At 71.7% G+C, this 21,645-nt stretch carries 19 protein-coding genes and 1 pseudogene; 8 read left to right on the top strand and 12 right to left on the bottom strand.

Features of this window, described 5'->3' with window-relative positions:
• Positions 1–180 (bottom strand): annotated as a pseudogene (locus ACXJKQ_RS25735) (uracil-DNA glycosylase); the annotation flags it as partial.
• Positions 181–437: 257 nt separating this feature from the next.
• On the opposite strand from ACXJKQ_RS25735, the gene ACXJKQ_RS25730 reads away from it, so the two are divergent.
• From ACXJKQ_RS25730 to ACXJKQ_RS25720, 3 genes are all read left to right on the top strand, one after another.
• Entirely contained in the window at positions 438–2,111 is a 1,674-nt protein-coding gene (locus ACXJKQ_RS25730; protein ID WP_457108516.1) for an electron transfer flavoprotein-ubiquinone oxidoreductase, read from the top strand.
• Between the two features lie 154 nt (positions 2,112–2,265).
• Entirely contained in the window at positions 2,266–4,134 is a 1,869-nt protein-coding gene (locus tag ACXJKQ_RS25725) for a tetratricopeptide repeat protein (protein WP_457108515.1), read from the top strand.
• A gap of 342 nt (positions 4,135–4,476) precedes the next feature.
• Positions 4,477–6,150: a formate--tetrahydrofolate ligase gene (locus tag ACXJKQ_RS25720; RefSeq protein WP_457108514.1), complete on the top strand. Its 1,674-nt coding sequence runs from the start codon at positions 4,477–4,479 to the stop codon at positions 6,148–6,150.
• A 176-nt stretch (positions 6,151–6,326) separates the two neighbouring features.
• On the opposite strand, the gene ACXJKQ_RS25715 is transcribed toward ACXJKQ_RS25720, so the two are convergent.
• Entirely contained in the window at positions 6,327–7,694 is a 1,368-nt protein-coding gene (locus ACXJKQ_RS25715) for an 8-oxoguanine deaminase (protein WP_457108513.1), read from the bottom strand.
• Between the two features lie 179 nt (positions 7,695–7,873).
• Here ACXJKQ_RS25715 and ACXJKQ_RS25710 point away from each other — a divergent pair, with 179 nt between their 5' ends.
• Positions 7,874–8,428, top strand: a complete 555-nt coding sequence (locus ACXJKQ_RS25710) for a MarR family winged helix-turn-helix transcriptional regulator (RefSeq protein WP_457108512.1) — start codon at positions 7,874–7,876, stop codon at positions 8,426–8,428.
• Complete coding sequence (locus ACXJKQ_RS25705) at positions 8,425–9,132, top strand: response regulator (protein WP_457108511.1); 708 nt, start codon at positions 8,425–8,427, stop codon at positions 9,130–9,132. Before ACXJKQ_RS25710 ends, ACXJKQ_RS25705 begins: the two co-directional genes overlap by 4 nt.
• A gap of 16 nt (positions 9,133–9,148) precedes the next feature.
• Here the strand turns inward: ACXJKQ_RS25705 and ACXJKQ_RS25700 are convergent, their stop codons facing one another.
• The 10 genes from ACXJKQ_RS25700 to rho all read right to left on the bottom strand — a co-directional run bounded on the left by ACXJKQ_RS25700 (position 9,149) and on the right by rho (position 18,657).
• The gene (locus ACXJKQ_RS25700) at positions 9,149–9,385 is read right to left on the bottom strand and encodes a hypothetical protein (protein ID WP_457108510.1); all 237 of its coding nucleotides are present in this window, start codon (positions 9,383–9,385) and stop codon (positions 9,149–9,151) included.
• A gap of 102 nt (positions 9,386–9,487) precedes the next feature.
• A complete protein-coding gene (locus ACXJKQ_RS25695) occupies positions 9,488–10,312 on the bottom strand; it encodes a 2-keto-4-pentenoate hydratase (RefSeq protein ID WP_457108509.1) in 825 nt (274 codons plus the stop codon).
• A 73-nt stretch (positions 10,313–10,385) separates the two neighbouring features.
• Positions 10,386–11,270, bottom strand: a complete 885-nt coding sequence (locus ACXJKQ_RS25690; RefSeq protein ID WP_457108508.1) for a TIGR01459 family HAD-type hydrolase — start codon at positions 11,268–11,270, stop codon at positions 10,386–10,388.
• 129 nt (positions 11,271–11,399) lie between these two features.
• Entirely contained in the window at positions 11,400–12,617 is a 1,218-nt protein-coding gene (locus tag ACXJKQ_RS25685; RefSeq protein ID WP_457108507.1) for an extracellular catalytic domain type 1 short-chain-length polyhydroxyalkanoate depolymerase, read from the bottom strand.
• Between the two features lie 174 nt (positions 12,618–12,791).
• On the bottom strand, positions 12,792–13,514 hold the full coding sequence (gene dnaQ / locus ACXJKQ_RS25680) for a DNA polymerase III subunit epsilon (protein WP_457108506.1): 723 nt from the start codon (positions 13,512–13,514) through the stop codon (positions 12,792–12,794).
• Positions 13,515–13,918: 404 nt separating this feature from the next.
• The gene (gene coaE / locus ACXJKQ_RS25675) at positions 13,919–14,554 is read right to left on the bottom strand and encodes a dephospho-CoA kinase (RefSeq protein ID WP_457108505.1); all 636 of its coding nucleotides are present in this window, start codon (positions 14,552–14,554) and stop codon (positions 13,919–13,921) included.
• Complete coding sequence (locus ACXJKQ_RS25670) at positions 14,551–15,417, bottom strand: shikimate dehydrogenase (RefSeq protein ID WP_457108504.1); 867 nt, start codon at positions 15,415–15,417, stop codon at positions 14,551–14,553. The genes coaE and ACXJKQ_RS25670 overlap by 4 nt, the downstream gene beginning before the upstream one ends.
• On the bottom strand, positions 15,414–16,409 hold the full coding sequence (locus tag ACXJKQ_RS25665) for a cation diffusion facilitator family transporter (RefSeq protein WP_457108503.1): 996 nt from the start codon (positions 16,407–16,409) through the stop codon (positions 15,414–15,416). Before ACXJKQ_RS25665 ends, ACXJKQ_RS25670 begins: the two co-directional genes overlap by 4 nt.
• A gap of 12 nt (positions 16,410–16,421) precedes the next feature.
• Positions 16,422–17,033 carry a Maf family nucleotide pyrophosphatase gene (locus ACXJKQ_RS25660; RefSeq protein ID WP_457108502.1) on the bottom strand — a complete coding sequence of 204 codons (612 nt, stop codon included), beginning with the start codon at positions 17,031–17,033 and terminating at the stop codon, positions 16,422–16,424.
• Positions 17,034–17,307: 274 nt separating this feature from the next.
• Complete coding sequence (gene rho, locus ACXJKQ_RS25655) at positions 17,308–18,657, bottom strand: transcription termination factor Rho (protein WP_457108501.1); 1,350 nt, start codon at positions 18,655–18,657, stop codon at positions 17,308–17,310.
• A 377-nt stretch (positions 18,658–19,034) separates the two neighbouring features.
• On the opposite strand from rho, the gene ACXJKQ_RS25650 reads away from it, so the two are divergent.
• The 3 genes from ACXJKQ_RS25650 to ACXJKQ_RS25640 form a co-directional block, all read left to right on the top strand.
• Positions 19,035–19,538 (top strand): DUF3429 domain-containing protein, encoded by a 504-nt coding sequence (locus ACXJKQ_RS25650; RefSeq protein WP_457108517.1) that lies wholly within the window; start codon positions 19,035–19,037, stop codon positions 19,536–19,538.
• 244 nt (positions 19,539–19,782) lie between these two features.
• Positions 19,783–21,330 (top strand): histidine--tRNA ligase, encoded by a 1,548-nt coding sequence (hisS, locus tag ACXJKQ_RS25645; RefSeq protein WP_457108500.1) that lies wholly within the window; start codon positions 19,783–19,785, stop codon positions 21,328–21,330.
• 90 nt (positions 21,331–21,420) lie between these two features.
• The coding region (locus ACXJKQ_RS25640; protein WP_457108499.1) for a hypothetical protein at positions 21,421–21,645 on the top strand (225 nt) is incomplete at its 3' end.

The raw sequence follows: 21,645 nt of genomic DNA, 5'->3' as shown, positions 1-21,645 counted from the left end.
GGGCTGGTCGGCGGTGCGGGGGGCGGCGGCCCGGCGCGACGCGCGCAGGGTCGGCGCGGGCGCGTCCGCCTCGCCAAACCGGTCATGGGGCCGCTCGTCCAGAACCGCGTCGGCACCGGCCTCCACGTGGAAGTCGAGATAGGCGATCAGGTCGGCTTGCGCGTCTGGAGGGCTCGGCATGTGGTTCAGCATGTGGGGCCGGCGACGCCTGTGGACAACGCCTGAAAACACGCCCGCCGGCAAAGGCTTGCGTGACCGAACGGCACGGGACGGGCCATTCTTCCGCGCCCGCGCACCGCGTCCATGCGGCGGAGGGAACTTTGCCGCGGGGCTGGGCGTCGGCAGCTTGCCTTTCTAGCTTGGAATCGCTTGAGACGGCAGCAGGGATGCCGGCCCGTCGACGCATCGGGGCCGGAACAAGAAAAGGAGAGGCGAGGATGGCGCTGCCCGAACGCGAGAGCATGGATTTCGACGTGGTCGTGGTGGGCGCGGGTCCGGCGGGGCTCGCCACCGCGATCCGCCTGAAGCAGCGCGCCGCCGAGATCGGCGAGGAGATCTCGGTCGTCGTCGTCGAGAAGGGCTCGGAGGTCGGTGCCCACATCCTGTCGGGGGCGGTGATCGACCCGATCGGCCTCGACCGGCTGCTCCCCGAGTGGCGCACCGACCCGGAGCGGCCGCTGAAGACCGAGGTCCAGCGCGACGAGTTCATGATGCTCACCAAGAACAGCGGCATCACCCTGCCGAACCTGTTCTTCCCCAAGCTCATGTCGAACCACGGCAACTTCGTCGGCTCGCTCTCGAACACCTGCAAGTATCTGGGCGCCCAGGCCGAGGCGCTCGGCGTCGAGATCTATCCGGGCTTCCCGGCTTCCGAGGTGCTGTTCGACGACAACGGCGCCGTGGCGGGCATCGCCACGGGCGATCTCGGCATCGGCAAGTCCGGCGAGCCGCGCGACGACTACACCCGCGGCATGGAATTGCGGGGCAAGTACACGGTGTTCGGCGAGGGCGCCCGGGGCAACCTCACCAAGGGGCTGATCCGGCGCTTCGAACTCAACCGGTACAGCGACCACTTCAAGTACGGGCTCGGCGTGAAGGAGCTGTGGCAGCTCGCGCCCGGCAAGTTCGAGCCCGGTCTCGTGCAGCACACGATGGGCTGGCCCCTGCCCAACAAGGCCGGCGGCGGCTCGTGGCTCTACCATTTCGACGACCATCTGCTCTCGGTCGGCTTCGTCACGCACCTGAACTACGAGAACCCGACCCTGTCGCCGTTCGAGGAGTTCCAGCGCTTCAAGACCCACCCGATGATCGCCGAGACCTTCGAGGGCGCCAAGCGCATCGGCTACGGGGCGCGGGCCATCATGGAGGGCGGCTGGCAGTCCGTGCCGAAGCTCGTCTTCCCGGGCGGGTGCCTCGTCGGCTGCTCGGCGGGCTTCGTGAACGTGCCGCGGATCAAGGGCTCGCACAACGCGATCCTGTCCGGGATGCAGGCGGCCGACGCCATCGCGGACGCCCTGAAGGCGGGCCGCGCGGGCGACGAGCTCGCCGCCTACGAGGCCGGCTGGCGCGACAGCCCGATCGGGCAGGACCTGAAGGCCGTGCGCAACGTCAAGCCGCTCTGGTCGAAATACGGCACGCTGGTCGGCGTCGGGCTCGGCGGGATCGACATGTGGGCGACCAGCATTCTGGGTGCCTCGCCGTTCGGCACGCTCAAGCACGGCAAGCCCGATCATGCCTGCCTCAAGCCCCTCGCGGAGGTGACGCCGATCGTCTACCCGAAGCCCGACGGCAAGCTGACCTTCGACCGGCTCTCCTCGGTCTACCTGTCGAACACCAACCACGAGGAGGACCAGCCGCCCCACCTGAAGGTCCGTGACCCGGAGCTGCAGAAGCGCTCCGAGCACGACGTCTACGGCGGACCCTCGGGCCGCTACTGCCCGGCGGGCGTCTACGAGTGGGTGGAGGATTCCGCCGCCAGCGACGGGGTGCGCTACCAGATCAACGCGCAGAACTGCGTCCACTGCAAGACCTGCGACATCAAGGATCCGAACCAGAACATCGACTGGGTGACGCCGGAGGGTCCGGGCGGGCCGAACTACCCGAACATGTGAGGCGCCCGGGGCGGGCGGGGATGGCGGGGCGCCATCCTTTCGCCTTGCGGGGCTGGCGGGATGGGTTCAGTGTCCCCAGCGTTTTTTCGGGGATAACCCGCCATTCTCGCGCCCGGCCCCCGATGGCCCGGCGCCCAGGAGCCGCGATCGGTTCATGAAGACAACACGCGCACGCCGGAGCGTCTCGGCGCTCGCCCTGCTGCTCGCTGCCGGGCTTCCGCAGACCGTTCTGGCCGCGCAGCCGAAGGAATCGACTCCGGTGCTCGACTACGAGCCCGCGGATTCGCTGGAGGGCAACTTCCTCTCCGCCTACATCGCGGGCGCGTCCCGGGACACCGCCGCGGCGGCGACCTACTACCGCGAGGCCGTGAAGGCCGACCCGCGCAACGCCGAGCTGGTCGAGCGCGCCTTCATCTCGCTGCTCGCCGACGGCGCCCTGCCGGACGCGTTCCGCACGGCCGAGAAGCTCATCGCCCGCGATCCGACCAACGGGCTGGCCAACCTCACCCTCGGGGTGCGCCAGATCAAGGCCGGCCAGTGGGCCGCCGCCCGCCAGAATTTCTCGCGCAGCGGCCGGGGCGCGGCGACCGACCTCACTGCCACGCTGCTCACCGCCTGGTCGTACGCAGGCGCGGGCGACGGCAAGAAGGCCCTCGAGACGGTCAACAAGCTCCGGGGCGAGCGCTACTACAACACCTTCCGCGACTACCATGCCGGCCTGATCGCCTCGGTGACCGGCGACAACGCCGAGGCCGAGCGGCGCCTCAAGGCCGCCTACGAGGCCGACCGCAACACCCTGCGCATCGTCGACGCCTACGCCCGGATGGAGGCGAGCCTCGGCCGCACCGACCTGGCGATCCAGGCCTATTCCGACTTCGACCAGCTCTCGCCGCGCCATCCGCTGGTGCGCGACGCCCTCGACAAGCTCAAGGACGGCAAGCCGCTCACCCGCCTGATCGGCACCGCCCAGGAGGGCGCCGCCGAGGTGCTGTACGGGTTGGGTTCGGCGGGCTCGACGCAGGGCGACGAGCTGCCCGCGGTGATCTACCTGCGACTGGCGCTCTACCTCGCCCCCGACCACGCGCTGGCCCGGCTGACGCTCGCCGACACGCTGGACCGGATGAAGCAGCCCGAGCGCGCCAACGAGGCCTACGCGCAGATCCCCGCCACCTCGCCGCTCAAGCTCAACGCCGACATCCAGGTCGGCCTGAACTTGGAGCAGATGGGCAAGAGCGACGAGGCGCTGGCGCATCTCGACGCCGCCATGAAGGCGCACCCGGACGACATCGACGTGATCACCGCGCTCGGCAACGTCCAGCGCGCCCGCAAGAAGTACGAGGAGGCCGCGGCCACCTACACCCGCGCCATCGACCTGATCGGCGACCGGCCGCAGTCCAATTACTGGACGACCTACTACTTCCGCGGCACCGCCTACGAGCGCGCCAAGCAATGGCCGAAGGCCGAGGCCGACCTCAAGAAGGCCCTGTCCCTGGTGCCGGCCAACCAGCCGGCCGCCAAGGCCCAAGTGATGAACTATCTCGGCTATTCCTGGGTCGACCAGAACACCAACATCGACGAGGCGTTCAAGCTGCTGCAGCAGGCCGCCGACGCGAGCCCCCGGGACGGCATGATCGTCGACAGCCTCGGCTGGGCCTATTTCCGCCTCGGCCGCTGGGACGACGCGGTGCGCGAGCTGGAGAAGGCCGTCGAGCTGAAGCCGGGCGATCCGACCATCAACGACCACCTGGGCGACGCCTACTGGCGCTCGGGCCGGCGGCTCGAGGGCAAGTTCCAGTGGCAGCACGCCAAGGACCTGAACCCCGAGCCGGACGACCTCGCGCAGATCAACGCGAAGCTGAAGGATGGGCTGCCGGAGACCGAGAAGCCCACCGCCACGGCCGAGACCGTGCCGGCCCCGGTCGCCGCTCCCCACAATGCCGACAACCCGGAGCTGCCCAAGGGCGCGCCGCAGCCCCACGAGGCGCCGGGCGCCGCAGACAAGGCCAAGAAGTCGGGGGGCTGAGCGCGCCCGATCCCATCCACAATCCTCATCCTGAGGTGCGGCGCAGCCGCCTCGAAGGAGGCCTCCAGGGATCGCTATGGCCTCTGGCGGCTTCCTTCGAGGTCTGCGCTGCGCTCCGGCACCTCAGGATGAGGGGGTGGGATGGAAGCCATCCCCGGGCACTCTTCAACCGGCCTACCGAAAACTTGTTTTTGTCCGCCACCTCATAAAAATCGACGCGCTTTTCCCAACCGTTTGACGCACAGTGCGCAGCCGTTCGCGGGCGGTCGCCCGCACGGCAGGACATCCGCACGGCAAGAGCCGGCGGCGGGCAGGGTGCCCGCGAGTCAGGGAGGAACGCCCATGCCGTCAGATATCGAGATCGCCCGCGCCGCGACCCTGAAGCCGATCGCGCAGGTCGCCGAGACGCTCGGCATCCCGGATGACGCGCTCCACCATTACGGCAAGCACATCGCCAAGATCGACCACGGCTACATCGCCGGGCTGGAGAGCCGGACGCCCGGCAAGCTAGTGCTGGTCACCGCGATCTCCCCGACGCCGGCCGGCGAGGGCAAGACCACCACCACGGTGGGCCTGGGCGATGCGCTCAACCGCATCGGCGAAAAGACCATGATCTGCCTGCGCGAGCCGTCCCTCGGGCCGTGCTTCGGCATGAAGGGCGGGGCGGCCGGCGGCGGCAAGGCGCAGGTCGTGCCGATGGAGCAGATCAACCTGCACTTCACCGGCGACTTCCACGCCATCACGGCGGCCCACAGCCTCGCGGCCGCGCTGATCGACAACCACGTCTACTGGGCGAACGAGCTCAACATCGACGTCCGCCGCATCCACTGGCGCCGCGTCGTCGACATGAACGACCGGGCGCTGCGCCAGATCAACCAGTCGCTGGGCGGCGTCGCCAACGGCTTCCCCCGCGAGGACGGGTTCGACATCACGGTCGCCTCCGAGGTGATGGCGGTGTTCTGCCTCGCCAAGGACCTCGCCGACCTGGAGGAGCGCCTCGGCCGGATCGTCATCGCCGAGACCCGCGACCGCAAGCTCGTCACCCTCAAGGACGTGAAGGCCACCGGCGCCATGACGGTGCTGCTCAAGGACGCCCTGCAGCCGAACCTCGTGCAGACGCTCGAGGGCAACCCGGCGCTGATCCACGGCGGCCCCTTCGCCAACATCGCCCATGGCTGCAATTCGGTGATCGCCACAAGGGCCGGCCTGCGGCTCGCCGACTACACGGTGACGGAGGCCGGCTTCGGCGCCGATCTCGGCGCCGAGAAGTTCCTCGACATCAAGTGCCGTCAGGCGGGCCTGACCCCCTCGGCCGTGGTCGTGGTGGCGACGATCCGCGCCCTCAAGATGCACGGCGGCGTCGACAAGAAGAACCTCGGGGGCGAGAACATCGACGCCCTGGAGAAGGGCTTTGCCAACCTTGCCCGGCACGTCACCAACCTGCGCGGCTTCGGCCTGCCGGTGGTGGTCGGCGTCAACCACTTCTACGCCGACACGGACGCCGAGCATGCCAAGCTCAAGGAACTGTGCCGCGAGCGGCTCGACGTGGAGGCGATCACCTGCCGACACTGGGCCGAGGGCGGGGCCGGCGCCGAGGAACTGGCCCGCGCGGTGGTGAAGCTCAGCCAGGCGGAGCCGGCCCCGATCCGCCACGCCTACGAGACCGAGAGCCGCCTCACCGACAAGATCCGGGCGATCGCCACCAAGCTGTACGGCGCCGCCGACATCCAGATCGAGACCAAGGCCGCCGGAAAGCTCGCCACCTTCGAGAAGGACGGCTACGGCCACCTGCCGATCTGCATGGCCAAGACCCAGTACTCGTTCTCCACCGACCCGACCCTGATGGGCGCCCCTGAGGGCCACATCGTCGGCGTGCGCGACGTCCGGCTCTCGGCCGGTGCCGGCTTCGTGGTGGCGATCTGCGGGGAGATCATGACCATGCCGGGCCTGCCCCGGGTGCCCGCCGCCGACACGATCCGGCTCGACGCCGACGGGCAGATCGACGGGCTGTTCTGAGGATCGCGCGGGGCTCCCTCCATGGGCGGGCTCCGCCGTTCGTCCTTGCGAGCGGAGCGAAGCAACCCAGCGGCGCCACGCTCTCCGAGGTCGTGCCACCCTGGGTCGCTTCGCTGACGCTCGCGATGACGGGGCAGGGCGGGTCAGGGCTCGCCCGGGCGGTGACTGCCCGCCCTCTACATCGCCCCGAACAACTCCACCGCCAGCCGGGAATGCGCCTCGCGCAGCATCCCGGTATCGACACCCAGCGGCTGCCCGTCGATCACCCGCCATCGACCCGCCACCATCACCCGGTCGGCCCGGGTGGCACCGCAGAGGACCAGCGCCGCGAGGGGATCGTGGGCGCCGGAGAAGCGCAGCTCGTCCAGGGTGAACAGGGCGAGGTCCGCCTCGCGGCCCGGCGCGATCCGCCCGATATCGGACCGGCCGAGGCAGGCGGCCGACCCCTCGGTGGCCCAGCGGAGCGCGTCGCGATGGGTCACGGCCTCCGCCCCGTAGGTGAGCCGGTTGATCATCAGGGCGTGGCGCACGCCCTCCATCAGGTTCGAGCTGTCGTTCGAGGCCGAGCCGTCGACCCCGAGGCCTACGGGCGAGCCCGCCGCCTCCAGTTCGCAGGTCCGGCAGCGGCCCGACGCCAGGGTCATGTTCGAGGTCGGGCAGTGACAGACGCCGACCCCCGCCCTGCCGAGCCGGGCCACCTCGGCATCGTTGAAGTGGATGCCGTGGGCGAGCCAGACCCGGTCGTTCAGCCAGCCGACCTCTTCGAGGTAGTCGACGGGCCGGCAACCGAACATCGCCTGGCAGTAGGCGTCCTCGTCGCGCGTCTCGCCGAGATGGGTGTGCAGCCGGCTTCCGTGCCGGGCGGCCAGCGCGGCGCTCTCCCGCATTAGGCGCTTGGTCACCGCGAAGGGCGAGCAGGGGGCGAGGCCGATCTGCACCATCGTCCCGGGGGCCGGGTCGTGGAAGAGGTTCAGCACCCGCTCGCAATCGGCCAGGATCGTGTCGTCGTCCTGCGTCAGGCTTTCGGGGGGCAGGCCGCCCTCCCGGTCGGACAGGCTCATCGAGCCGCGGGTGACCGCCGCCCGGATGCCGAGGCTCCGGGCTTCGTCGACCTGGACGTCCACCGAATCCTCCAGCCCCCTTGGGAACAGGTAGTGGTGGTCGCCCGCCGTGGTGCAGCCCGAGAGCAGCAACTCGGTGAAGGCCACCCGGGTGGCAAGGCGGAACGCCTCCGGGGTGATCCGCCCCCAGACCGTGTAGAGCGCCTTCAGCCAGGGAAAGAGCGGCTTGTTGATCGCCAGCGGATGGGCACGGGTCAGCGTCTGGAAGGCGTGGTGGTGGGTATTGATCAGTCCGGGAATGACCACGTGGCGCGTGGCGTCGAAGGTCTCGTCCACCGGAGCGGTCGGCCTTGCGCCCGCCGGCACGTGCTCGACGATCCGGGTGCCCGCGACGACGATCCCGCCGCCGGCCCCCTCGGCCAGGATGGCGCGGGGATCGCGGATCCAGAGGCGGCGCAGGTCCGGTTCGGCGGCCTCGGCCATGGTCACGTCTCCTCCCGTCGCCCGACCGGCCCTGCGTAGCGGAGGGGCAGGATCGGCGGCAACCCGGGACGAAACCGCCGCGGCGCCGCGCCGGACCCGCCGGCCAGGGTTGACGGGCCGGAGCCTGCTTGAGAAACGTCACGGGGACTGACCTATCACCCGTTGGGAGCGGCCGCGCCGTGACACGGACAGCCCCGCGCGAGGCGAACCTCGCGGCCAACCCCGTTCCGGGCGCCGCGCCGGCCGCCCTCGGCAGCGACGACCTGATCGAATTGCTGTTCTTCGCCTACCGCGACTTCGTGGGCGATCCCGACCGGATCCTAGCCGCCTACGGCTTCGGCCGGGCTCACCATCGGGTGTTGCACTTCGTCGACCGCTACCCGGGCCTGACCATCGCCGAACTCCTCGACATCCTGCGCATCACCAAGCAGAGCCTGAACCGGGTGCTCAAGGACCTGATCGGGCAGGGCTACGTGGCGCAGAGGCCCGGATCCAGCGACCGGCGCCAGCGCCTCCTGTACTGCACCCCGTCGGGCGCCGAACTCGCGGCCGACCTCACCCGCGTCCAGGCCCGCCGCCTCGCCCGGGCGCTCGCGGCGCCGGACGCCCGGGGGTCCCCGGAGGACTTCCTGATGGCGATGATCGAGCCGGAGGACCGCCCGGCAGTCCAGCGCCTGATGGCCCGGCGCGGCGGGGAGCCCGAGGGGCGCATGCGGGATGGGGAGGGCGCGTGAGCACCGCCACCCGGGCCGACCTGCCCGACGAGGCACCGCATGTCCTGGTGGTCGACGACGACCGCCGCCTGCGCGAACTGCTCGCCCGCTACCTCACCGACCAGGGGTTCCGGGTCACCGCCGCGGCCAGCGCCGCGGAGGCCCGGGCGCGCGCCCAGAGCGTGGTGTTCGACGCGATGGTGCTCGACGTGATGATGCCCGGCGAGAACGGCTTCGACTACGCCCGCAGCGTGCGCGAGACCTCGCGGGTGCCGATCCTGATGCTCACCGCCCGCTCCAATCCCAACGACCGGGTGATGGGCCTGGAGATCGGCGCGGACGATTACCTGCCGAAGCCCTTCGAGCCGCGGGAGCTGACGCTGCGGCTCAACAACATCATCAAGCGCAGCGTGCGGCCCCGCGCGGCGGCCGCCGAGGCGGTGACCTTCGGGCCGTTCGCGTTCCGCGTCGACCGGGGCGAGCTGCGCCGGGACGACGAGCTGATCCGCATCACCGAGCGCGAGCGCGAGATCCTGACGATCCTGGCGATGGCGGGCGGCGCCAATGTCGAGCGCGAGCAGCTCGCCGGACCCGGTGGCGCGGCGGCGGAGCGCACCGTCGACGTGCAGATCAACCGCCTGCGCCGCAAGACCGAGGTCGACCCCGCCAACCCGGTCTTCCTGCAGACCGTCCGGGGCGTCGGCTACAGGCTCGCGGTGGATTGAGCCGGAACCGGACGGCTCAGACCACCCGCGGCTCGTCGGGCTTCAGCTTGAGGGCCTTGGCGATCCGGGTGGACAGGCGGCCCACGACGGCGAGGCTGTCCGTCGGGCCGGCGAGCGGCCGGACCGCCGCCAGCGCCTCCTCGGCGCCGGGTTTCATCACCGCATAGACCACGGCGCCCGATGCCGGGTCTGCGCGCTCCGTCGTGACGGAGACGAGGAAGGTCGTGTAGCGTCGCCGCGGGCGTCCAGGCATGTTCCAGCATGTGCCATGTCGGCTAAGCATCACCAATGCCTGAGTCCCGGAGCCGGTCCGGGAAACCGCACGATCCCCGCACGATAACCCGGACGGGACGTTTCAGATCAGCGCAAGGTCGATGCCGGGAAGCGGAAGCCCGTCGAGCCGCAGGCTCCAGACCTGTCCGGACGCCACCGGAAGCGCGTCCGTCAGGGTCCCGGTCGTGACGACCGCGCCCGCCGCCAGCCGCGGTCCGGCTGGATCGTTAGCCAGCGCATCGACGAGGTGGGAGAGGGCGGCCAGCGGCCCCGCGCCGAGGACGTTCCGGCCGCCGCCCCGGTCGGCGACGGCGCCGTCCCGCAGCAGCGCGACCGAAAATTCCGCGAGGCGGCCGATCCAGGGCTGCCGGTCCGCCGGGGGGATCCGCACCCGCTCGCCGACCACCAGCAGCCCGTGCAGCCCGAACGCCGCGACCGTGTCGGGGGCGGCGAAGCGCCAGCCGGGGAACAAGGACTGCACGATCTCGAAGCCGCACGCCGCCCAGTCGACGCAGTCGATCAGCGCCATCGCGTCCATGCCGGGCTCCGGCGCGCGCGCCAGCCCGAAGACGATCTCCGGCTCGATCCGGGGCTCCACGAAAGCCGCGAGGGCGACCGGTCCCGGCAGCGTGGCCCGGTCGCGCAGGGTCGTGTCGTAGACATGGCCCCAGATCGGCGCCCGGACGCCGTACCGGTCCCACAACGTCGTGTTGGTGAAGCCGATCTTGTAGCCGACCGTCCGCTCGCCGCGCCCCGCGCGCAGGCGCCGCACCGCTTCGGCCACCCGGTAGGCCGCCGCCAGGTCGAGCCCGGGATCCCAGGCGGTCAGCGGCGCGATCTGGCGGCGATGCTCGTGCGCGGCCAGAATCGTGCGGGCGTGGGTGGCGGCGGGGATGGGCTCGCTCATCGCCGAACCGTAGCATGCCGGCACGGGCACGGGCACGGGCACGGCGATGCGGGCCGCCCCCGCGGCGCGGTGGTCAGGCCTGCCAGACCAGACGCTCGATCACCGCGTCCGGGTGCACCGCCTGCCGGCCGAGCCAGTCCGCCACGTCGCCCAGGCGGTGATGCGCGGCGGTGACGCCGAGTTCCTCGGCGTGGATGCCCCGGGCCACCAGCAGGCTCGCGATGCCGAAGCCCCGCGCGCCGGCGATGTCGGTGCGGATCGCGTCGCCGATCGCCAGGACCCGGCCGGCATCCACTGGGGCGCCGGTGAGCGCCGCCCCCTTGGCGAGGGCCGCTTCGTAGACCGGACGGTGCGGCTTGCCGGCATAGACCACGGCGCCGCCGATCTCGGCATAGGCCGCCGCGATCAGGCCCGCGCAGGGGATCAGCCGGTTGCCGCTCTCCACCACGAGGTCGGGATTGGCGCAGATCATCGTGAGCCGGCGGGCGGCGAGGCGTTCGAGTTCCGGCCGGTAATCGTCCGCGGTCTCGCTGCGGTCGTCGAACAGGCCGGTGCAGACGACGAGGTCGGCCTCCGCCTCCGGAACGAGGCTGAGATCGAGTCCCTGGAAGATGCCGAGGTCGCGCTCCGGCCCGAGATGCCGGATCCGGGCGCCGGGGCGCTGGGCGATCAGGGCGTGGGTGAGATCACCGGAGGTCAGGATCGCGTCGTAGGCCTCCCGCGGCACGCCGAACCGGTCGAGGATGCGTCCGACCCCGTCGCCCGGCCGCGGGGCGTTGGAGACGAGGACGACCCGCCGCGGCCGCGCCCCCGGAAGGCCGCGGAAGCGGATCAGGGCCTCGCCGGCGGCCCCGTGGGCCGACTGGCCGTCGTGCAGCACGCCCCAGACGTCGCAGAGGATCAGGTCGTACCGGTCGGCGATCTCGGCGAGGCCGTCGAGGGTCGGGATGGCGGTCATGGTCGGTCCGTCACAATCCTGGTTTCAAAAGGTCCGGGACCTTTTGCGGGTGCAGGGCAGAGCCCTGCAAGCGGGCGAGGCCCGGTCCGGCCGGGCGGCCCGCCGCAGAGCAAGTCCTCTGGAATGCCCTCAAGGCCGCCGCGAGCCCAGCCGGTGCTCGGCGAAGAAATCGAGCATCGCCCGGGAGGCGTCGGGTCCCTCGCGATCCGTGTAGCTGCCCTCGGGGTGGCCACCGGACCAGGCGTGGCCAGCGCCGCGCACCCGCCAATCCTCGACGACGACCCGGCCGGCTTCGTCCCGGTAGCGGGTGCGGGTGAAGGGATGGCCACGGCCCTCGAAGGTTTCGGACCGGGCCATCAGACCGGCGATGTTGGCCTGGGCGAGCACTTGGTCGGCGTTGCGCACGCTCACCGTGCCGTCGTCCTCGCCGTGGACGATGATCGTCGGCACGCGCACCGCCATCGCGGGAGCGCCGAAGGGCGTCGCGGTGCCGAGGCCCGGCGCTCCGACCTGCATGGCCATCAGCGCCGAGCCGAGATCCCTGGCGCAGCCCGCGGCGAGGCCCGAATGCACGCCCACGGCGGCGAAGAGGTCCGGATAGGCGCGGGCGATGTTCAGGGCGGCGGCGCCCCCCGCCGACAGGCCGGCGATGTAGACCCGGGCCGGGTCGACGGGGTGGGCGGCCATCACGGCGCGGGTGAGTCCCGCGATGATCGCCGGCTCGCCCGACCCGCGGATCTGGTCCCGGGGCTCGTACCAGTTCCAGCAGCGCTGGGCATGGGCTTGGCGGCTCTGGGCCGGGTAGGCCACGAACACGCCGGCGCGCTCGGCCAGGGTGTTCATGCCGGTGCCGGCGGCGAAATCGTCCGGGTTCTGCGTACAGCCGTGCAGCATCACGATCAGCGGCGCCGCGGCGTCCGGATGGCTCGGGATGTACAGCTTGTACTCGCGGGTGCCGGCGGGCTCGGCATGGGTCAGGGATACGAAACGGCCCCCGCCCGTCCCCGTCCCGGCGGCGGGCGGCGACGGCGACTGCCGCAGCGGGTTGCCCAGGCCCTTCAGCACCGGCGCGAGGCCGCGCACGACCTGATCCACCACCGCGCGCATCCGCAACCCGGACTCCGGGACCGGGTTCCGATGCGCCTCGGGGCGCCCGTCGCGGGGGTCGGTGTCCTGCGGGACGACGGGGGTCGCCTTCTGGCCACCGAGGCTGCGCTGGATCAGGGCGGTCGCCTCGTCGAGCCGGCCGAGGCCGGTGAGCCGCGTGGCTTCGATCAGGTCGGCGAATGGCGTCGAAACGGGCTTGTCGCCGCGCTCTCCGTCGCGGCTGCCGAAATCCTCGGTCATGCGTGCGCGCCTCACTGCCTCAGCATCTCCGTCACGGCCGGGACCCACGCGCCTGTGCCACCGCAGAGGCGATCCCTCACCATCCCGCGAGATGGTGCGCCGACGGCGTATGGTGCATTGCAATAAACGCCCCTGTGCGATGCGGCAACAACCGCTGCCGGGGCAGGGCGGGGATCAGGCGGGCTCGTCCGCCCCGATGTACTCGGCCCAGATCGCGGCGGGACCGAGGCTCGCCCGGAAGCCGTCGTGGCGGGCACGCTCGGCCTCGGTGAGGCGGCTCCGGTAGGGGCGGGGTGCCGCCGGGGTCGCGGCCTGGGCGAGCGCTCCGGGCGGCGGGGCGGCGCTCGCCGCGTCCAGGAGGCCGAGGCTGGTCTGCTTGCCGCCGAGCAGCTCGACATAGACCTCGGCCAGGATCTGCGCGTCGAGGAGCGCCCCGTGCTTGGTGCGCCGGGTGTTGTCGATGCCGTAGCGGTTGCAGAGGGCGTCGAGGTTGTTGGCCGCGCCCGGGTGCTTGCGCCGGGCCATCGGCAGGGTGTCGACCACGTCCTCCAGCCGGATCGGCGGCGGGGCGCCGGCCCCGAGCCGGGCGTATTCCATGTTGAGGAAGCCGACGTCGAAGGGCGCGTTGTGGATGACGAGGCGCCCGTCGGCCAGGAAGGCCAGCAGTTCGCCGACGATCTCGGCGAAGGGCGGCTTGTCGGACAGGAACGCGTCCGACAGGCCGTGGACGTTGAACGCGCCTTCGGACACGGCCCGCTGCGGGTTGCAGTAACGGTGGAAGGTCCGGCCGGTGGGGATGTGGTTCAGGAGTTCCACCGCGCCGATCTCGATCAGCCGGTCGCCTCCCTTCGCTTCCGTGCCGGTGGTCTCGGTATCGAGGACGATCTCGCGCAGCATGGGTCTCGCGGCTCGCTGGTGGGGGCTGACCCTAACCCGATAGGCCGGCGCGGTTAACCGGCCCTGCGCGGCCGTTCACCGGGACGTGTTGCGGTAGACGCAATCGCGACCCCGATCCTCGTAGCCGGCGGGGCAGGCCGCGACGCAGGCGCCGGCCCGGGTCCGAGCAGGGCGAGGGCGAGGCACGCGAGCCGGACGGCAGGCCGTCCGGGCGTCAATCCGGTTCGCCGCCAGGCCGTCTCCGGCCGCCGGTTCGGTCTCGTCCTCCGCATGGCGCACGGCCTCCCATCGGCGAGATGCCCGCCACCGGTGATACACGGTGTTGCCCGGATGCCCCATGGATCGGCCCCCGGCATGGCGTCTCCCTCCTGCACAGGGTCTCGGGCCGGCGCGCGTGTCGACGCTCAGCCGTCCGGGCAGGACGGCGCACGGCCCTGCGTGAGCCGGGCGACGATCCGGGCCACCTCGGCCTCGGCGGCCGGAAACCCCCGGCTCGTGTCGATGACGAAATCCGCCCGCACCCGCTTCTCGGCATCGGGCAGCTGCTTGGCCAGGATCGCCGCGAAGGTGGCCTCATTCATGCCGGGGCGGGCGAGCACCCGGGCGCGCTGGATCTCGGGCGGGGCGCTGACCACCGCGACCGCGTCGCAGCGGCCCTCGCCACCGGTCTCGTAGAGGAGGGGAACGTCGAGAACGACCAGGGCGGCGTCCGCGTGCCGGGCCAGGAAATCCGTGCTGGCCGCGCGCACCAGCGGGTGGACGATCCCCTCGAGGGCGGCCATCCGCACGGGCGCGTCGAGCACCGCATCGCGCAGGCGTGCCCGGTCGACGCCGCCCTGCGGATCGAGCACGCCGGGGAAGGCCTTTCCGATCGCCGCCGCGGCCGCGCCGCCGGGTCCGTAGAGGGCGTGGACGGCCGCGTCTGCGTCGTGGACCGGGACGCCCAGCCGCGCGAACATCGCCGCGGTGGCCGACTTGCCCATGCCGATCGAGCCGGTGAGCCCGAGGACGACGGGTCCGGACCCGGCCTTCGGCCTCATGGGGCGAGATCCGCCACGATCCGGTCGCGCAGGGCCGGGGTCACGGTCGGGCGCAGGCCGAACCAGGCCTCGAAGCCCGGCACCGCCTGGTGCAGCAGCATGCCGAGCCCGTCCACCGCCGCGAGACCCCGGCGGCGGGCGGCGGCCAGCAGCGCCGTCTCCAGGGGCGCGTAGACGATGTCGGCCACCGCGGCCTCCGCCGGCAGGGGCGCGAGGTCGAGGTCGAGGGGCGGCTGGCCCTTCATGCCGAGGGACGTGGTGTTGACGAGGAGCCCGGCCTCCCGCAGCGCCGCAGGCAGCGCGTCCCAGGCCAGCGCCGTGCCGATGCCCGGCGCCAGGGCGGCCACCGCCTCGGCCCGGGACAGGGTCCGGTTGGCCACCAGGATGCGCGCCATGCCGCGCTCGGCGAGCCCGACCACGACGGCACGCGCCGCCCCGCCGGCCCCGAGCACGACGGCGGTGCCGCCGGCGCGGGCCGGCCAGGCTTCGCCCAGGCTCTGGTCGAGATGGGCGCAGAAGCCCGGCGCGTCGGTGTTGTCGCCGCGGATCCGCCCGTCGGGCTCGACCACCAGGGTGTTCACCGCGCCGATCTTTTCCGCCCGCGGCGTCAGGGTGTCGGCGAGGGCGAAGGCCGCCTCCTTGTGGGGGATCGTGACATTGCCGCCCCGGTAGCCGGAGGCGGGCAGGCCGCGGACGAAGTCCGGAAACGCTTCCGGGGCGACGTCCAGGCGCTCGTAGGAACCCGCAAGCCCGTGCTCGGCGAGCCAGTGGCCGTGGATCAGCGGCGAGCGCGAATGGGCGATCGGGTGGCCGACCACGAAGGCGCGGGCGATCGGGGCGCGGGAGATCGGGGCGCCGGTCACGCGGCGCAGGCCTTCGCGAGGCGGCAGTCGGGGCCGCCGGCCGCCTCGATCTGCAGGGTCGCGTGGCCGATGCCGAAGCGCTCGCGCAGGGCGTCGGCGGTCTCGATGAGGAAGCCGTTCCCGGCCGGAAGCCGGACCGGGTGGTCCTCGGCCATCACGAGGTGGACCGTGAGGGCGACGCTCGTGGTGCTCATCGGCCAGATGTGGAGGTCGTGGAGGTCGGCGACGCCGGGCCGCGCGCGCAGGAAGCCGCTCACCGCCTCGGGGGAGATCTCCGGCGGCACGGCGTCCAGCGACATCGCCACGCTGTCGCGCAGGAGGCCCCAGGTCGCCCAGACCACGAGGCCCGCGACGACGAGGCTGACCGCCGGGTCGAGCCAGACGAGCCCGGTGAGCTGGATCACGAGGCCGGCCACCACCACGCCGGCCGAGACGGCGGCGTCGGCCGCCATGTGCAGAAAGGCGCCGCGGATGTTGATGTCGCCCTTGGCACCGCTGGCGAAGAGCCACGCGGTCAGGCCGTTGACGAGGATTCCCAGGGCGGCCACCACCATCACGGTCGTGCCCGCGACCGGCTCGGGATGGACCAGCCGGACCAGCGCCTCCCAGATCACCGCCCCCATGGCGATCAGCAGGAACACGGCATTGAACAGGGCCGCCAGGATCGAGGAGCCGCGATAGCCGTAAGTGAAGCGCGCGCTGGCGCGGCGGCGCACGAGGATCGCGGCGATCCAGGCCGCGGCGAGGCCGAGAACGTCCGAGAGGTTGTGGCCGGCATCGGCCACCAGGGAGATCGAATTGCTGAGATAGCCGTAGACCGCCTCCACGCCCACGAAGGCGGTGTTGAGCGCGATGCCGATGGCGAAGGCCGGCCCGAAATTCTTCGGGGCATGCCCGTGGCCGCCATGACCGCCATGGCCATGACCACCATGACCGCCCTGGGCAGGGCTCCCGTGCGAATGGCCCGCGTGCGCGTGGTCGTGTCCGGCCAAGGCGATGGTCCCTCAGAAATCCAGAAGCCCGGCGGCGCGCAGGCGGGCGAGGAGCGGCAGGAGCGGCAGCCCCAGCACGGTGCTGTGGTCGCCCGCGACCGTGTCGAACAGGTGGATCCCCGCCCCTTCCAGCTGGTAGCCGCCGACGCTCGACCGCACCCGGGCCTCGCCGGCGCACTCCACATAGGCCGCGATGGCCCGGTCATCGAGGGGCCGCAGGGTCAGCCGGGCGGTCTCCACGAAGGCGTCCTCGACCGTCCCGGCCAGGACCACCGCGGAATGCAAAGCGTGGGTCCGGCCGGCGAGGCGGGCGAGCTGCGCCCGGGCCGCCGCAGCATCGGCCGGCTTGTGGAACACGACGCCGTCGAGGTCGAGCACCTGGTCGGCGCCGATGACCAGCCGGCCGGGGAGGCGCGCCGCCACCGATTGGGCCTTGGCGCGGGCGAGGGTCAGGGCGAGGTCGGGCGGGGACAGGCCGGCGCTCTCCGCCTCCAGGGCGCGCTCGTCCACGTCGGGGGTGGCGGTCTCGACCGGAAGGGCGGCGCTCTCCAGGAGGAGGCGCCGGGTCGGGCTGGTCGAGGCGAGGAGGAGCGGGTCCGGACCGGTCCAGGGCGAGCGAGGCATCGCGCCAGTGTCACGGATCCTGGGGCAGGTGCAAGCCGGAGAATGCCCCTGCGACGGGGCTGCGACGAGCCCCGCCGCCGGACTCAACCGGCCGGCGGGGCTGTCGCGGGGCCGATACGCAACCTGGCGCCCGAACACGATCCTGGCAGGGAGCGGTTAGGGGAAGGTCAACGGCCCGATCGCGCCGCCGGCCGATTCCGTGCCGCGGCGGCACAGACGATGACGGGACAGGCGCGTCTCCCTCCCCCGTGGGGGGAGGGAGGGCGCGTCCGCCTCAGGTGTTCATCGAGTCGAAGAAGTCGCCGTTGCTCTTGGTCTGACGCAGCTTGTCGAGCAGGAACTCGATCGCGTCGGTGACGCCCATCGGGTTGAGGATGCGGCGCAGCACGTAGGTCTTCTTGAGGGCGTCCGGCGGGACCAGCAGCTCCTCCTTGCGGGTGCCCGAGCGGGTGATGTCGATCGCCGGGAAGATGCGCTTGTCCGAGACCTTGCGGTCCAGGATGATCTCGGAGTTGCCGGTGCCCTTGAACTCCTCGAAGATCACCTCGTCCATGCGCGAGCCGGTGTCGATGAGCGCGGTGGCGATGATCGAGAGGGAGCCGCCCTCCTCGATGTTGCGGGCGGCACCGAAGAAGCGCTTGGGCCGCTGCAGGGCGTTGGCGTCGACACCGCCGGTGAGCACCTTGCCGGAGGACGGCACCACCGTGTTGTAGGCGCGGCCAAGGCGGGTGATCGAGTCGAGCAGGATGACGACGTCGCGGCCGTGCTCCACGAGGCGCTTGGCCTTCTCGATCACCATCTCGGCGACCTGCACGTGGCGGGTGGCCGGCTCGTCGAAGGTCGAGGCGATGACCTYGCCCTTCACCGAGCGCTGCATGTCGGTGACCTCCTCGGGCCGCTCGTCGATGAGCAGCACGATCAGGTAGCATTCCGGGTGGTTGAGGGTGATCGACTGGGCGATGTTCTGCATCAGCACGGTCTTACCCGTGCGCGGCGGCGCCACGATCAGGGCGCGCTGGCCCTTTCCGATCGGCGCCACGATGTCGATGATCCGCGGGGAGAAGTCCTTCTTGGTCGGGTTGTCCAGCTCGAGCTTGAACCGCTTCGTCGGGAAGAGCGGCGTCAGGTTGTCGAAGTGGACCTTGTGCTTGATTTTTTCCGGATTTTCGAAGTTGATCGTGTTGACCTTCAGAAGGGCAAAGTAGCGCTCGCCGTCCTTGGGGCCGCGGATCGGGCCTTCGACGGTGTCGCCGGTGCGCAGGCCGAAGCGGCGGATCTGGGTCGGCGAGATGTAGATATCGTCGGGACCCGGCAGGTAGTTCGAGTCGGAGGAGCGCAGGAAGCCGAAGCCGTCCTGCAGCACCTCGACGGTGCCCGAGCCGATGATCTCGACCTCCTTGGCAGCGAGCTGCTTCAGGATGGCGAACATCAACTCCTGCTTGCGCATGGTCGAGGCGTTCTCGACCTCGACCTCCTCGGCGAAGGCGGTCAGGTCGGTGGGCGTCTTGGACTTGAGGTCCTGGAGCTTGACCTCGCGGACGCCTTCGAGGGCGGCGGGCATGGCGGGCACATCGGCCGGCTCCGCGGTCTCGAGATCGGCGAGGGCGTCGGGGTTTGGCGTCATGGATGTCTTGCAACCGACGGAGAAGGTGGGAGGGCCGGTTCTGTGCCAGGCACCCGGGGGATGGGCACCGGAGAGCGGGCCGCGCTGCGGCGAGGGGCCCGAGATCTGAGTGGCGAAACCGATGAGGCAGGACCCTCGCGGCTCACGGGCGCGCTGCGGCGCAGACCTTGTGATGAGGGCACGACAGGGATAACGCCTTTTCTTCCGGTACTCAAGGGGTCGCTGCGGTGACCGTCGGGGGCCTCGCCGGGGCGCCGCGTCGGCGCTACACGGGCGCTGCCCGGGACCGGTTGCGGAACTGGGCCGGCGCGCGGCCGTTCCCCGTCCCGGTGCTGCGGCGCAGCAGACCGTCGAATCGAGAGTTCCCCCTGACCGCCATGCGCGACGACGCCACCGGACGCACCCTCACCACGCACGAGCCCCGCCGGATGCCCTGGCTCGACATCGTCTTCGGCTTCGGCCCGATGCTGCCGATCGCCGTCGGCGCCGCCGGGACGTGGTGGCTGAACGGCAAGCCCCTCGATTACCTGGTGGCGCTGTTCACCCTGCTCTACGCCGCCTCGATCCTGCTGTTCCTGGCCGGGGTGCGCCGGGGCGTCAGCTTCCGGACCGAGGGCGGGCCGCACGTGTCTCAGATCGTGACGATGCTGGTCCTCTACGGGCTCGGGCTGTTCAGCCTGTTCGCGGCGGTGATGGGCAAGGCGGTGCCGGCGCTGGCGATGCTGATCCTCGGCTACGCGGTCGTCGGGATCCTCGATCCGATCGCCGCGCGGGCCGGTGAGGTTCCCCTCGCCCATGCCCGCCTGCGCCCGCTCCAGATGCCGATCGCCGTGGTGAGCCTCGCGGTGCTGCTCTGGCTCAAGCTGACGGCGCCGTACTGAGAGCGCCCTACGGGCTGCCCGCGGGTCGGGCATGCCCGGCAGAGGCTGCGAACCGCCGCTGGATGCGCCGCGCCTGTCCGGGCGCCCCTGTCCGGACGCGCGACGGACGCCGGCATCCGGAAACCGAATTCCCCTTTCGCACCGCATGCTCTAGAGCCCGACCACAGGATCTCCGCTCGCCGGAGACGACTCAGGATCCGATCCGGACCCGGGTTTCGGGTCCGCGGGAAGCGAACACGTTCACATGTCCAAGGCCGACACCGCCAGGGCCGAGAAGCCCGAAACCCTGAAGCCCCGCCTGCCGCGCGGCTTCGTCGACCGGCGCGCCGACGAGATCGCCGCGCAGGGGCGGATGCTGGAGACGATCCGGAGGAGCTTCGAACTCTACGGGTTCGAGGCCCTGGAGACGCCCTTCGTCGAGTACACCGAGGCCCTGGGCAAGTTCCTGCCCGACCTCGACCGCCCGAACGCCGGGGTGTTCTCGTTCCAGGACGACGACGAGGCGTGGCTGTCCTTACGCTACGACCTCACGGCGCCGCTCGCCCGGTTCGTCGCCGAGAATTACGACGCCCTGCCCAAGCCCTATCGCAGCTACCGGGCGGGCATCGTCTTCCGCAACGAGAAGCCGGGGCCGGGCCGGTTCCGCCAGTTCATGCAGTTCGACGCCGACATCGTCGGCGCCGGCAGCATCGCGGCCGATGCCGAGACCTGCATGCTGATGGCCGACACGCTGAACCGCCTCGGGCTCGGCGGCCAATATGTGGTCAAGGTCAACAACCGCAAGGTGCTGGACGGGGTGATGGAGGCGATCGGGCTCTCCGGCCCCGACAAGGCCGGCCAGCGCCTCACCGTGCTGCGGGCGATCGACAAGCTCGACCGGCTGGGTGTCGACGGCGTGCGCGACCTTCTGGGCGCCGGCCGCAAGGACGAGAGCGGCGACTTCACCAAGGGCGCGGGCCTCGACGCAGCGGCGATCGGCCGGATCCTCGCCTACGTGTCGTTCCAGGCCGACGCCGCCGACGGCGCCGACAAGATGGCGTTCTGGGAAAAGTTCTTCGCGGGCTGGCACGATGCGGTCGGCGATTCGGAGACCGGCCGCGAGGGGATCGCCGAATTGCACGCGATCATGCGCCTCTGCGCCGCCGCCGGCTACGGCCACGACGTGATCCGGGCCGATCCGAGCGTGGTGCGCGGCCTCGAATACTATACCGGCCCGGTCTACGAGGCGGAGCTGACGTTTCCCGTCACCAACGAGGACGGCCAGACCGTGCGCTTCGGCTCCGTGGCGGGCGGCGGGCGCTACGACGGCCTCGTCGGGCGGTTCCGGGCCGAGCCGGTGCCGGCCACCGGCTTCTCCATCGGCGTCTCGCGCCTGTTCTCGGCCCTGCAGCTCGTGGGCAGCCCGCTGCTTTCCGGCGTCGAGACGCCCGGTCCGGTGGTGGTGCTGGTCCTCGACCGGGAGAACATGGCCGATTACCAGCGGCTGGTGGCCCTCCTGCGGGCCGACGGAATCCGGGCTGAACTCTATCTCGGCGCCGCCGGCATGAAGGCGCAGATGAAATACGCCGACCGCCGCCGCGCCCCCGTCGCGGTCATCCAGGGCTCGAACGAGCGCCTGGCCGGCGAGGTCCAGATCAAGGACCTGATCGCGGGCGCCCAGGCGGCCGAGTCCATCGCCAGCAACGCCGAGTGGAAGGCGGCGCGGCCGGCGCAGGTGTCCTGCCCGGAGGCCGACATGGTGGCGCAAGTCCGCGCCGTGCTGGCCCGGCACTTCCCGGTCTCCGCGGACTGAGGCGGCGGACCGGGGCGTTCACGGGTCGAACGCGGCGGCTCCTCGGGCGTTGTCGTCCGTCGGCGCCGTTGAAAGGCCGGGGAGAGCGGGATGCGCGCGAGGATCCTCATCCTGTCGGCCGGACTGGTCCTCGCCGGCGCGGTGCCCGCCTGGGCAGCCCGGCCATCCCTCGATCGATTGCCGAGCGCGACGGTCCGCGCGACGCCCGGGACCGGCAGCGCGCCGGTCCTGAGCACCGGTCTGGCGGGCGCCCCGGCCCTGACGGCGCTCGCCCGGCGCAAGCCCGCGCGGCGGCCGCGCGGCGCCGGTCTCGGG

The sequence above is a fragment of the Methylobacterium sp. P5_C11 genome (assembly GCF_054049775.1).
Note: the sequence above shows the minus strand (reverse complement) of the source record. Positions and strands in the feature narration are given on the sequence as shown.